Raw genomic sequence first — 12554 nt, forward strand, 5'->3', positions numbered from 1 at the left:
CCCGCTTGCGCGCGACCGCAGCATTGCGGCGCACCTGCTTGGCCTCCGTGGCATATAACCTCGCGAAACGGCGACATGGTGCCGCCTTGGTCGCGCGCAAGCGCGCTCCTACAGAGGTAAGGCCAGCTTAGGCCTTGCGCATATCGCGCAACTGCCAGCACGGCCCGATCAGCAGGTTCAGGCGGTGGCGCACGATGCTCATGGGCAGGTCGGTGATGAGATCCACGTCGATATGCAGATCGTCCACGCGCGCGCTCACCGTAGCGGCTGGATCGATCACGGCCAGCGACGGGTCGATGTCGTCCGGTTCGTCCTGCATGGCTCGCCAACGCTCGAACAGCACTGGCGAGCGCATGGCTTCCTGCACCGCAGCCGCAAGATCATCCGGCCCTGCACCGTCGTAGCTCAACGCCGGCACCGGCCCCTTGGCGCGTCTCAGGTCGTCGATGGACAGGTAATAGTGACTACGAATCGCCATGACATCAGCTCCCTGCGAAACGAATGGGCACATGCAAGCACACTTGCCGTGAAGATCAGTCCAGGATGGCCGCGAGATCCAGATGCGACCACGCCGCCTGCGGCGGCACGCCGTGCGGTAAGACGCCGAGGCAAGGTGCAGGCAACAGCTGGCGCAAAGTGTCCACGTTCTCCTGCACCGCATCCATCTCCGGATCAATGCGATTGCCAATCCAGCCAACCAGGCGACAGCCGTCGGTGGCAATGGCCCGCGCACTGAGCAGCGCGTGATTCAGGCAGCCCAGCCGCAAACCGACGACCAGGATCACCGGGAGCTGCCATTGCCGCGCGATATCCGATGCCATCAGGCTGCGTGACAACGGCACCAGCCAGCCACCCACGCCCTCGACCAAGACGGCGTCATGCACGCCGCGCAATCGTTCGAAGGCTTCATGGAGCGGTGCGAGGCGAATTTCCACCCCCGCATGTGCGGCCGCAAGATGCGGCGACAGCGGTTCGCGCAAGGCCACCGGGTTGACCCATTCGTAGGGCATCGGTGCGCTGCTTGCCGCCAGCAGGGCCAACGCGTCGTCATTGCGCAAACCTTCGGGTGTGTCGGCACAACCGCTGGCGACCGGCTTCATGCCGCAGGCATGGCTGCCCCCCGCGCGCAAAGCGTGCAATAACGCGCAGGTCGCGTGCGTCTTGCCGATGCCGGTATCAGTACCCGCGATAAAGAATGTCGACATGCACCTTTCCCCTGGCGGTCGCGCTGGATGGGGCCAGCCGGCGCATAATACGTCCTTTGCCGCCGAGGCTCATGCCCATGTACGAAGTGAAGACGCAGGCGTATGCCAGCAAGCGCGAGCACTACGAGGACCTTTGCCTGCAGGCGCGCGGCCTGCTCGAGGGCGAGAGGGACGTGACCGCCAACGCTGCGAACTTTGGCGCCCTGATCTATCACAGCCTGCCGGACCTGAATTGGAGCGGCTTTTATCTCTACGACGGCACCGAGCTGGTGGTAGGCCCGTTTCAGGGTAAGCCCGCGTGCATTCGCATCGCACTCGGCCGTGGCGTGTGCGGCACCGCTGCCCAGACGCGACAGACGCAGGTTGTGCGTGACGTGAATGCATTCGATGGTCACATCGCCTGCGACGCAGCGTCGCAGTCGGAAATCGTGGTGCCGCTGGTGCGCGCCGATGGCCGTCTATTTGGGGTGTGGGACGTGGACAGCCCGTCCATCGCCCGCTTTGACGATGAAGACCGCGCAGGCATGGAAGCACTGTGCACGGTCTTCATGGAAAGCGTGAACCGCTGAGAGCGGCACGCTTTCGCCGCGACTTAGAGTCGCTAACAAAACGTAGCGAGCGGCCGCCTGGTGGGCGCGGGCGGCGCGCAGGAGCCGGAGTGTACTGGTCGTACATGAGGATTCCGAGCACCGAGCGCGCCCGCCAGGCGGTCGCGCAGTAGTTTTGTTAGCGGCTCTTATTCGCGCGGCGTGTTGAGTAGCATCATCACTGCCGCGCGCGCTTCGTCCACACCTGTGGGCGTTTGCGACGAAAACATTTGCGCCGTGGCCTGGGTGCCACTGGCCACCAGCTCCTTGCGCAGAGCGGTCAGCGCCTGCGTCGCCTGGTTCCGCGACAATTTGTCCGCCTTGGTCAGCAGCAGGTGACACGGCAGATGTGTGGCGAAGCAGAAGTCCAGCATCATCCGGTCGAAGTCCTTGAGCGGATGACGAATATCGGCAATCAGCACGATGCCGCGCAGGCTGCGGCGATGATGCAGGTAGGCATCGATCTCCTGCTTCCAGTGCTCGCGCAGTTCTGGCGGTACTTTTGCGTAGCCGTAGCCAGGCAGGTCAATCAGCCTGGTGGCCAGTGCCGGCTGGCCCTCGGCCTGAATCGACGACGGCAACGAGAACGCCACCATCTGCTGGGTGCGACCCGGTGTCTTAGAGGTTCGTGCTAGACCGCGATGCCCAGTAAGGGTATTCAATGCGCTGGACTTGCCGGCGTTGGAACGACCGGCGAAGGCCACCTCTGCGCCTTGGTCGGCAGGAAGTTGTGAGATGCGGTGGGCAGCCAGTACGAACTGGGCACCCTGAAGCGGATTGGACATGGTTTGACCGGCTAAGATGGCGCAGAGATAATTCGTGAGTTTCTGCCAGTTGCGGACTCGCCTGTCGGCGTGGGCCGCGCAGCCATAGCAGTTTTTCGGGAGACAAGTGTATGAGTTTTCGGCCTGCCGGTTTTCGGCCCGCTGTTGTTGGTTATGCCGTAGCCCTCGTCTTTGCCCTGTCGTCTGGCGTGGTTCTCGCCCAGGAAGCGAAGGCCCCTGCCCCCGCGGCCACCGCCGCAGCCCCGGCTGCCGCCAGCGCCGAAGCGGCAAAGCCGGCCGAAGCCACCGCCGCCGCAAAGCCGGGTGATGCCGCTGCCGGTGCCGGCAAGGCCGCTGTCTGCGGCGCCTGCCACGGCATGGACGGCAACTCCAGCGATGCGCAGTATCCGAAGCTCGCCGGCCAGCACGAGTCGTACATCGTGCGCCAGCTCACCAACTTCAAAGGCAGCAAGCGCCAGAACCCGATCATGCTGGGCATGGCATCGCCGCTCTCCGAACAGGACATGCGTGACATCGGCGCGTTCTTCGCCACCAAGAAGTCGTTGCCGGGCGTAGCCGATCAGGCGCTGGTCGAGCGCGGCCAGCAGCTCTATCGCGAAGGCGACACCGCCAAGGGTGTGCCGGCCTGCATGGCGTGCCACAGCGTCGACGGTCGCGGTAACCCGGGCGCGATGTATCCGCAGCTCACCAGCCAGCACGCGCAGTACATCGAGGCCACGCTGAAGTCGTGGCACGACGGTGTGACCTGGGGTGACGACGCGCACGCACAGATCATGCCGGGCATTGCGAAGAAGCTCGACGAGAAGGACATCGCCGCTGTCGCCAGCTACATCGAAGGCCTGCACAGCGCCGAAGGCGCAGGAAGCTCCGGCAACTCTGCCGCCAAGTAATTGTCTTTAAACACGCCGGCCGCTGGCCGGCGTGTGCTTTCCAAGCCCCGCAAGTTTTTTTCGAGGATTCCCATGGTCAAGCGTTTGTCGTTCCTGTGTACCGCCCTGCTCGCGCTTGCCGCCTGCAGCAACAACAACGACAACGCCAGCCAGGCACCGCAGCCCGCCCCGGCACCGGCTGCCACCGCCCCGGCCGCGCAGCCGCCGGCGGCATCCACCGCCGCAGCTCCCGCCACCGCCAGCACTGCCGCCCCTGCCGCAGCCAGCACGGCAGCGCAGGCACCGGCTCCGAAGCCGGCCGCACCGTTCGTGGACGACGGCAAGTGGGTGGAGGGCAAGAACTACACCCGCCTCGAGCCGACCCAGTCCAAGGTCAGCAATACTGACAAGGTCGAAGTGGCCGAGGTGTTCTCGTACGGCTGCCCAGCTTGCAACGCGTTCCACCCGTCCATGAACAAGCTGGCGCAGGAGCTGCCCTCCGACGCAGTCATCGCCTATCTGCCGGCATCGTTCATGCCGCAGGAAAACTGGCCGATGCTGCAGCGTGCATTCCTCACCGCTCAGGCACTGGGTGTGGCGGAAAAGGCTAACGACGCGATGTATGAGGCGGTGTGGACCACCAAAGAACTGAGCGCCATGCAGACCGAAACCAGCCTCAAGCCGACTTCGGCCCTGCCGACGCTGGAAGACGCATCCAAGGTCTACGCCAAGTACGGCGCCGACCCGAAGGAATTCGTGGCGGTAGCCAACTCCTTCACCATCAATACCAAGGTCAAGCGCGCCGACGAACTGCTCAAGGCCTACGGCATTGAGGAAACCCCCACCATCGTGGTGGACGGCAAGTACCGCCTCACGCCGCGCTCAGCCGGTGGCTATGACCAGGCGGTGGAGCTGACGAAGTGGCTGGTGGCCAAGGAAGCAGCCGGCAAGTAAGCCCGGCCCGTCTGCAACCACCCCATCTGCCCATCGAGATTACCGCCCATGTTCAAGCGTTTTACCTCCCTGCGCACCATCGCCCTGTTTGCCGGTCTGTTGCTCGCGAGCGCGTGCACGGCCGCCGGTTCAAGCGAGCCGGCGCCTTACACCGAAGGCAATGAATACGTGACCCTTCCGGCCCCGGCCCATCGCATGAGCGATACGGGCAAGGTCGAAGTGGTCGAGGTGTTCTCCTACGGCTGCATCCACTGCGCGCACTTCGCTCCCCTTGCCGATCAGATGAGCAAGCAGCTGCCGAAGGGTGTGGTGTTCAAGCTGATGCCCGCCGCCTTCAATGACCAGTGGGTGCCGTATGCCCGCGCGTTCTATGCGGCGCAGAAGCTGGGCGTGCTTGACCAGACCCACCTGACCCTGTTCAAGGCCAAGTTTCAGGACCAATACCCGATCAGCACGCTGGATGAGCTGGCCGACTTCTACGCCCGCAACGGCGTGAAGCGCGAAGACTTCATGCGTGTCGCCACCTCTGATGAAGTGACGGCGCAGATCCGCAAGGACGCTGCCCTCGTGCAGCAGTGGCAGGTGGACGGCACGCCGAGCATCGTGGTGAACGGCAAGTACCGCACGGCCAATGTGAAGACGCTCGACGAGCTCGCGGCCGTAGCCCAGTGGCTGGCCAAGCGTGAGCTGGCAGGCGCCAAGTAAGGCTTGTCCGGGGGACTTTCCCCACGTTCACACCCTGCCGGGCATCCTTGTAAGGTTGACCGCCGCCCAAGTCGCTGGCGGTCACCTTTTGCGACTACTCTGCCCGCCCCATGAATCGCGCCCATCCCGCCCCCGCTGCCGTCCCTGAGCGCCGCCTGCGCCTGCTGAGCTGCAATATCCTGGCAGGCGCCAGCGTGCAGCGTTACAGCGAGTACGTCACACGCAGTCTCAACGCCGTGCTGCCCGGGCGCAGCAAGCTGGACAACCTCGATCGCCTGGCCGAAGTGCTGCCCCAGTTCGATGTGATCGGGCTGCAAGAGGCGGACGCCGGCAGCCTGCGCTCGGGCTTTCTCAACCAGACCCGCTACCTGGCCGAAGCGGCCGGTATGCCGTTCTGGAGCCATCAGCCGAACCGGCCCATGGCCCGGCTGGCGCATTCCGCCAATGGCCTGATCTCCCGACTCGAACCCAGCAGCGTGCTCGACTATCCGCTGCCTAGCCGCATCCCTGGACGCGGCGCGCTGCTCGCACGCTTTGGCGAGGGCGATGATGCGCTGGCGGTGATGATTGCCCATCTGTCGCTCAGCGCCCCAGCCCGCGCCAAGCAGCTGGGCTTCATTGCCGAAGTGCTGCAGGACTACCCGCATGCCGTGCTGATGGGCGATCTCAATACCGAGATCCGCAGCAGCGAAATGAAGCACCTGTTCGCCAAGTCCAGTCTCGTGCCGCCCGAGCAAGCCACGCCGACGTTTCCAAGTTGGAAGCCGCGCCGCGCGCTCGACCATATCCTGACCTCGGAAAAGATCCACCTCGACAAGGTCTGGGCGTTGCCACAGGCTTTTTCGGATCACCTGCCGCTGGCGGCCGAAATCCGGCTGCCCAACCATATCGCCCCCCGCCCCCACCGATTGCGCCGATGAAACGAGTCCTGAGCCTTACCCTGCCCTGGTTGCTGTTGATTGCTATCGGCGTGGGTGCCGGCGTACTGCGCTATGGGCTGGTGGAGTCCGTCGATGTGGCGCACACCTGCGAGACCAGCAAAGCGCTCGCCTGCACCATCAGGCACCTCACGGTGGAGGGCTTTATCCGGGGCCGGATCCTGGGCTATCAGATGGGCATCTACGGCTGGGTTGCGCTCGCTGCGGCGGCGCTGGCGCTGGCCTGGCAGAGGCGCCTCTTTGCATGGCTGGCCGCCGCCACCGGTCTGGTGGCGCTGATGCTCTATTGCTTCGCCCCAGGCGCGTTTGCGCTGTTAGTAGGCTGCCTGCGGCTGGTACGCCTGCAGTCGAAGTCCACCACGCCACTCGACCATCACGGCGCCGGCGAAAGCCAGGTTCAGACCCAGCCATAGCCAGGTCGACGGGTTGAGCCCGCTCTCCTGCGCCACCACCACGGCGGCCAGCAGCGGCAACACGCAGGCGATGAAGCGCTCCTCCACCGTGGGCACGATGGTGCTGCGCCCGGTTTCCAGCAAGGCGGCCAGCAGGTAACCGAACGCGGGCGGCCAGAACAGGCCCAGCGGGAAGTCGCGGTAGCGGCCATCAAAGACCATCAGCAGGCCATAGAAGCTGAGCCCGAACAGCCAGGCAAAGCGCAGGCCCCGGCCGGGTGCCGCATTGGCGGGCACATGGGCCAGTCGCGCCGCGATCCAGCGTGCCAGCAGGAGGGCGGTGACCAAGGCGGCGGCACACAGCAGGATGGAAAAGACCCATTCCGTCTCATTGCGACAGTCGAACAACATACGCCGCCCCTGCCACGCGATGGAGGTTCCGGTGGCGAAACCCGCGATGGCCAGGGCGAACCGGCCGGCGTGGGTGCGCAGGTAGCGCCGCCACATGCCCGCCAGCACAAACAGCACGGCACCTGCCACGCCCGCGCCCCAGCCCAGGTACCAGCGCGGCTCTTCCACCACCGGGCCCTGCATGGAGATCTTGGGCCGTGCGTTGACGTCGAAGATGCCCCAGTAGCCACCCACAGTGCCTTCCTGCGCACGCTTCCACGGCTGGTCGAAGGCTTCGATGACGTTGTACGGCATGTCCACGCTGCCGGCGTAACGAAGGAAGTCACGCAGGTAGCGCGCTTCGTTCACCAGACTGGCGCTGGCGCGGCGGCGTGGCCGTCCTTCGCTGGGCCAGCCGGTTTCGCCGATCATCACTGCGCGCCCGGGGAAGCGGGCCTTCATGCGGGCGTAAACCTCGGCTACGTGCTGTAGCGCATCCTTCGGCGCCACTGGCTCGTCTTCCCAATACGGCAAGATGTGGATGGTGATGTAGTCCACGGCATCCGCCATCTGCGGGTAGCGCAGCCAAAACTCCCACACATCGGCATAGGTCACCGGCACATGCGTCTCGTGCAGGGCGTCGCGCACCTGGTTGAGGTAGGCGGCCAGCGCTTTCGACGACTGCTCGCCACGCAACAGCACTTCGTTACCCACGATGACGCCGCGCAATACTTCCGGGTGCGCCTTGGCGGTGGCGATGCCCATGGTGATTTCACGGTCGTTGGACGCTTGATCGCGACCGAGCCAGATGCCCATCAACACTTTCATGCCGTAGCGCTGGGCAATTTCCGGCACGGCGTTGAGGCCGAAACCCTGCGAGTAGGTGCGCACGCAGTCGAAGCGCTGCGACAAGGCGCGCAGATCGGCATCGATGCGCTCCGGGCTCACGAACGCCTTGGGGTTGAGCGGCGTTTCGCCCGGCATGCGAAACGGTGCATAGGAGACGCACGCTATGCGCGCCGTCGGCGCGTCAGGCAGCGGCACCGGCTGGCCGATATGCCACCACCACTGCGCACCCCATACCGCGGCGGCGATAAGGATCAGCCACACAAGCGGCACTACACGGGACGACGGCGAGGACGTAGGCGACATGCACTTCCTGGGGTGCGCCGACTGCGGCGCCGTGGGTGGCAGATTCTAACAGGCCACTTGGCTACGCCATGTACTTGCTCGACCCCGAACACCGTTTCACGCCACGCTCAGCGGGCATTGGCCATGCTGCCGTGTCCCGCGCAACGCGCCGCCCCTGCGGAACTCGCGAAGTACCTTGCGCAGGGGTAGGAAAAAGGAGTTGTCATGTCCCTACGCGCAGCACCGCGGCCATTCGCCCGACGCCTGTTCACCGTGATGGCCAGCCTGTTGCTGGCCGGCGCCGCCAGCGCCGCCGAACCCACCGAGGCCCAGCGCAGCGCCTTCAAGCAAGCCTTTGCGGCGGCCCAGCAAGGTGGCGACGGCTGGCGGGTCTCAGCGAAGGGACTGGAGAACTATCCGCTCTATCCGTATCTGGAAGCCGCCGCGCTCACGCACGATATTCGACAGGTGACGCGTCCGCAGGTGGAGGACTATCTCAAGCGTTATCCGGGCCTGTTGACCGCGAACGACCTGCGCCGCGACTTTCTCACCGAACTGGCGCGCCGCGAGGACTGGGACAATTTCCTGGCGATGTACCAGCCCGGTATGGGTGATGCCCTCAGCTGCAACGCACTGCAGGCTAACCTCAGCCGCGGCACGCCGCTGGATTTCGACCGCGACCTGAGTGCGCTGTGGGCCAAGCCCAAGCTGCCCAGCGCGTGCGATCCGGTACTAAGCGCCGCACGCAATCAGGGCCTGCTCAACACGCAGCGTGTGTGGGATCGCATCGATCGCGCCGCGGACGCCGTGCAGCCCGGCACCATCAATGCCATGGCCGACTGGCTGCCGGCCGACCAGGCGCCCATGGCCAAACGCATCGCCACCGCGCTAAGCGAACCGGGCAGTGCCGTCGTCGCAGCGAACCAGTGGCCCGATACGCCACGCGATCGACAGGCCGCCATGCTTGCGTTGGAACGACTGGCACGGAAACAGTCCGTCACCGCCGATACCGCATGGCAGAAGCTGCAGGATCGTTTCGCCTTTACGCCGGACCAGCGCAATCGCGTGGTCTACGCGCTCGCCCTGTTCCACGCCACCGACTATGACGCAAGTGCGCTGGAGCGCCTGATTGCGCTGCCGCCCTCCGTGCAGACCGATGTCAGCCGCGAATGGCGCGTGCGCGCGGCACTCGCACAGAAGGACTGGAAGGCGGTGCTCGCCGCCATCGACGCCATGCCGCCCGCGCAGCAACAAGATGGTGAATGGCGCTGGTTTCGCGCCCGCGCACAAACCGAACTCGGTCGCGACGGCGACGCCAAGGGCGTGCTGAGTTCGCTGGCGCAGGAGCCCACGTTCTTCGGCTTCCTTGCCGCCGATCGCGTGAACGCGCCCTACGCCATCTGCCAGATTTCGCTTAACAGCGATCCGCAACGCGAACGGTCATTGCTCGCCAATCAAGCATTGCAGCGTGCGTTCGAGCTGTATGCCGTGGACATGCCCAAGCTGGCGCGCCGCGAATGGACACAAGCACTCGACGGCGCCGACCTCGACACACAGAAAGCCGCGGTCAATCTCGCCTACCGCCGTGGCTGGTATGACCGCGCGGTATTCACCTTCAACAACGGCGATGCCCTGCGCTACTACGAGCAGCGCTTCCCGCTCGTCAGCCAGGATGGCCTGGTCGCGCAAGCCCAGGAGGCGGGCATCGATCCTTCGTGGGCCTATGCCATTCTCCGCGCCGAGAGCGCCTGGATGAGCGACGCCCGCTCCGGCGCCGACGCACGCGGCCTGATGCAGCTGCTGCCCTCCACCGCCGCCCTTGTCGCCAAGCGCAACAGCCTCACCTGGGGCGGTGGCGACACGCTGTACGACCCGGTCACCAACATCATTCTCGGCACGCGCTATCTCGCGCAGATGGCCGCCCGTTTCAGCGGCTCCATCTGGCTGGCCAGTGCCGCTTACAACGCCGGCCCGGGCAAGGTAGACCAGTGGCTCGAAGCCCGTGGCTCGCTGCCACCGGACTTGTTTGTCGCCACTATCCCGTACAAGGAAACCCGCGAGTACGTCGCCCGCGTCATGTCCTTCGCCGTGATCTACGATTGGCGCCAACATGGCAACGCGATGCCTCTGTCGCAACGGATGACATCTATCGGCGATCCGTTCCGACTGACCGGCAGCGGCGGTGAGCGTAAGCTGGTGGCCTGCCCCGTCGTCCCGACGCCGGCTCCGGCCGCCTCGGCGGCACCCGCCAGCAGCATGGCACCGTCGGCAACCACGACTGGCAACGCACATTGAAGGGGAGGTCATCGGTGATCCGCAAGGCACAGCAGCTGGTCGTACTGGGTGGTACCGGTTTCGTGGGTTCGCATCTGCTGCCCCGGTTGGCAGCGGATGGTCACGAGATTCTGCTGCTGTCGCGCAACCGCGAACGGAAGCGGGAGATGAGCGTGCTGCCGTCGGTCCGCGTCCGCAGTGTGGACGTCTATGACGGCAACGCACTGCGTCGACAGTTCGAGGGCGCGGATGCCGTCATCAACCTGGTCGGCATCCTCAACGCCTTTGGTGAGCAGACGTTCCACCACGCCCATGTGGAGCTGACGCAGCGAGTGATCGCCGCCTGCAACGCCGCTGGCGTACCGCGCCTGCACCATATGAGCGCACTCAAGGCCGGCCAGGGCTTGTCGCAATACCTCAAGACCAAGGGCGAAGCCGAGTCGCATGTGCGCAACGCCGCGATGGACTGGACCATCTACGAACCCAGCATCATGTTTGGCGAAGGCGGCGGCCTGGTGGATCGTTTCGCCAAACTGCTGCGCCAGATGCCTGCCCTTCCGTTGGCACGCGCACCTTCGCGTATTGCACCGACGTGGGTTGGCGACGTGGTTGAAGCGATCGCACGCTGCGTGGCCGACGACAAGCTCGGTGTTGACCAGAGCTTTGAGCTTTATGGTCCGGAAGTGCTCACGCTGGGCGAGATCGTGCATCAGATCCGCGATGTGATGGGGCTGCGCACGCCCATCATTTCGTTGCCTGACAGCCTTGGTCGTTTGCAGGCGCAGTTTGCTGAGTTGTTGCCGGGCAAGCCGTTCTCGCTGGATAACTTTCGCTCGCTGCGTACGGATTCGGTGGGCAAGGTGGATGGTTATGCGACGCTGGGCATCGTGCCGCAAGCATTCTCAGCGTGGTTGCCGGTCTTGTTGGGGCAGTCCTCGCGGCAGCGGCGGATTGCGGAGGCGCGGGGGCGGAAGCGGTAAGGTCGTGGTGTGACGCCTTAGCGCGGCGTGCACCCAGCCCCCTATGGCGCAGGCATCCACCGATGCCTGTCGCCATACCATGGCAAAATCCCCCTCATGCGCATCTACCTCGTCGGCGGCGCCGTCCGCGACAAACTCCTTGGCCGACCCGTTGCCGACCGCGACCACGTCGTCGTCGGCGCGCATCCGGATGACTTGCTTGCTCAAGGCTACCGCCCCGTCGGCAAGGACTTCCCCGTCTTCTTGCACCCGCAGACCGGTGAGGAATACGCGCTGGCGCGCACCGAGCGCAAAACCGGTCATGGCTATCATGGCTTTGCGTTCCACGCGGACTCTTCCGTAACGCTTGAAGAGGATCTGGCCCGACGCGACCTGACCATCAATGCGATGGCCGAGGCAGAGGATGGCCATCTGGTTGATCCCTTCAACGGCGCGCGCGACCTTGAGCAACGCTTGCTGCGTCATGTGTCGTTGGCTTTCGCGGAGGACCCCGTGCGCCTGTTGCGTGTCGCGCGTTTCGCCGCGCGCTTTGCACCGCTGGGTTTCACCGTGGCACCCGAAACCATGGCGCTGATGCAGCAGATGGTGCGCGAGGGCGAGGTGGACCACCTGGTACCCGAACGCGTGTGGCAGGAGACGCGCAAAGCACTTGGCGAAGCGCAGCCATCCGCTTTTCTGCGAGTGTTGCGCGAGTCGGGTGCGCTGGCCGTGTTGTTCCCCGAGGTAGATGCGCTCTATGGCATTCCGCAGCGCGCGGAGTTCCACCCGGAGATCGATACCGGCGTGCATGTGGAGATGGTGCTGGACATGGCGGCGCGCATCGCACCACGCAACGATGTGGTGGGCTTCTGTGCCCTGACTCATGACCTCGGCAAAGCGCTCACACCCACAGACACGCTGCCGCGCCATGTCGGCCACGAGCACGCGGGCATAGCGCCACTGCAACGTTTGACCGCTCGCCTGAAGGTGCCTACCGAGCATGCGACGCTGGCTGAGCACGTATGCCGCGAGCATCTCAATGCGCATCGTGCCTTCGAACTGAAGCCCGCGACCGTGCTGCGCCTGTTGTCGTCACTGGATGCGCTGCGTCGCCCGGAGCGGCTGGAGCTGTTCCTCGCGGCGTGCGAAGCCGACAAGCGTGGCCGCCTTGGTCACGCGGACGATGCGTATCCGCAAGCCGACTATCTGCGGCTCGCACGTGATGCGGCGGCGGCAGTCAACGCAGAGCCGTTTGTCGCTGCCGGGCTCCAGGGGCCCGCGATTGGTGAGGCCATGACAGCCGCGCGCGTGGCCGCCATCGCCACGGTGAAACTGGGCGTGGCTTCGACCCACGAGCACTGAACA

13 protein-coding genes and 1 other RNA gene are annotated in these 12554 nt (G+C 65.1%); 9 read left to right on the forward strand and 5 right to left on the reverse strand.

The window, feature by feature from the left end:
* Positions 1–127: 127 nt before the first annotated feature.
* Entirely contained in the window at positions 128–478 is a 351-nt protein-coding gene (locus tag AC0GUR_RS13635) for a hypothetical protein (protein WP_472878035.1), read from the reverse strand.
* A gap of 55 nt (positions 479–533) precedes the next feature.
* Positions 534–1205 carry a dethiobiotin synthase gene (gene bioD / locus AC0GUR_RS13640; protein ID WP_472878036.1) on the reverse strand — a complete coding sequence of 224 codons (672 nt, stop codon included), beginning with the start codon at positions 1203–1205 and terminating at the stop codon, positions 534–536.
* Between the two features lie 77 nt (positions 1206–1282).
* Here bioD and AC0GUR_RS13645 point away from each other — a divergent pair, with 77 nt between their 5' ends.
* Positions 1283–1774 (forward strand): GAF domain-containing protein, encoded by a 492-nt coding sequence (locus AC0GUR_RS13645; protein ID WP_472878037.1) that lies wholly within the window; start codon positions 1283–1285, stop codon positions 1772–1774.
* 30 nt (positions 1775–1804) lie between these two features.
* On the opposite strand, the gene AC0GUR_RS13650 is transcribed toward AC0GUR_RS13645, so the two are convergent.
* A non-coding RNA gene (locus AC0GUR_RS13650) (sX9 sRNA) lies at positions 1805–1880 on the reverse strand.
* 61 nt (positions 1881–1941) lie between these two features.
* Positions 1942–2577 (reverse strand): ribosome biogenesis GTP-binding protein YihA/YsxC, encoded by a 636-nt coding sequence (yihA, locus tag AC0GUR_RS13655; protein ID WP_472878038.1) that lies wholly within the window; start codon positions 2575–2577, stop codon positions 1942–1944.
* A 110-nt stretch (positions 2578–2687) separates the two neighbouring features.
* Between yihA and AC0GUR_RS13660 the strand changes: the two genes are divergently transcribed.
* The 5 genes from AC0GUR_RS13660 (at position 2688) to AC0GUR_RS13680 (ending at position 6456) form a co-directional block, all read left to right on the forward strand.
* Positions 2688–3467, forward strand: coding sequence for a c-type cytochrome (locus AC0GUR_RS13660; protein ID WP_472878039.1), 780 nt, complete (start codon positions 2688–2690; stop codon positions 3465–3467).
* A gap of 72 nt (positions 3468–3539) precedes the next feature.
* On the forward strand, positions 3540–4400 hold the full coding sequence (locus tag AC0GUR_RS13665) for a thiol:disulfide interchange protein DsbA/DsbL (RefSeq protein WP_472878040.1): 861 nt from the start codon (positions 3540–3542) through the stop codon (positions 4398–4400).
* Between the two features lie 48 nt (positions 4401–4448).
* Positions 4449–5105: a thiol:disulfide interchange protein DsbA/DsbL gene (locus AC0GUR_RS13670; protein WP_472878041.1), complete on the forward strand. Its 657-nt coding sequence runs from the start codon at positions 4449–4451 to the stop codon at positions 5103–5105.
* 110 nt (positions 5106–5215) lie between these two features.
* Positions 5216–6025 (forward strand): endonuclease/exonuclease/phosphatase family protein, encoded by an 810-nt coding sequence (locus AC0GUR_RS13675; RefSeq protein WP_472878042.1) that lies wholly within the window; start codon positions 5216–5218, stop codon positions 6023–6025.
* A complete protein-coding gene (locus tag AC0GUR_RS13680; protein ID WP_472878043.1) occupies positions 6022–6456 on the forward strand; it encodes a hypothetical protein in 435 nt (144 codons plus the stop codon). The genes AC0GUR_RS13675 and AC0GUR_RS13680 overlap by 4 nt, the downstream gene beginning before the upstream one ends.
* On the opposite strand, the gene AC0GUR_RS13685 is transcribed toward AC0GUR_RS13680, so the two are convergent.
* Positions 6358–7977 (reverse strand): glycoside hydrolase family 17 protein, encoded by a 1620-nt coding sequence (locus AC0GUR_RS13685; protein ID WP_472878044.1) that lies wholly within the window; start codon positions 7975–7977, stop codon positions 6358–6360. The two genes, AC0GUR_RS13680 and AC0GUR_RS13685, sit on opposite strands and share 99 nt — an antisense overlap.
* Positions 7978–8181: 204 nt before the next feature.
* On the opposite strand from AC0GUR_RS13685, the gene AC0GUR_RS13690 reads away from it, so the two are divergent.
* From AC0GUR_RS13690 to AC0GUR_RS13700, 3 genes are all read left to right on the forward strand, one after another.
* Positions 8182–10251: a transglycosylase SLT domain-containing protein gene (locus AC0GUR_RS13690; protein ID WP_472878045.1), complete on the forward strand. Its 2070-nt coding sequence runs from the start codon at positions 8182–8184 to the stop codon at positions 10249–10251.
* A gap of 14 nt (positions 10252–10265) precedes the next feature.
* Positions 10266–11210 carry a complex I NDUFA9 subunit family protein gene (locus tag AC0GUR_RS13695; RefSeq protein ID WP_472878046.1) on the forward strand — a complete coding sequence of 315 codons (945 nt, stop codon included), beginning with the start codon at positions 10266–10268 and terminating at the stop codon, positions 11208–11210.
* Between the two features lie 96 nt (positions 11211–11306).
* The gene (locus tag AC0GUR_RS13700) at positions 11307–12551 is read left to right on the forward strand and encodes a multifunctional CCA addition/repair protein (RefSeq protein WP_472878047.1); all 1245 of its coding nucleotides are present in this window, start codon (positions 11307–11309) and stop codon (positions 12549–12551) included.
* The last annotated feature ends 3 nt before the right edge of the window (positions 12552–12554 follow it).

It is taken from the genome of Dyella sp. PARNA 12/25 (genome assembly GCF_055702865.1).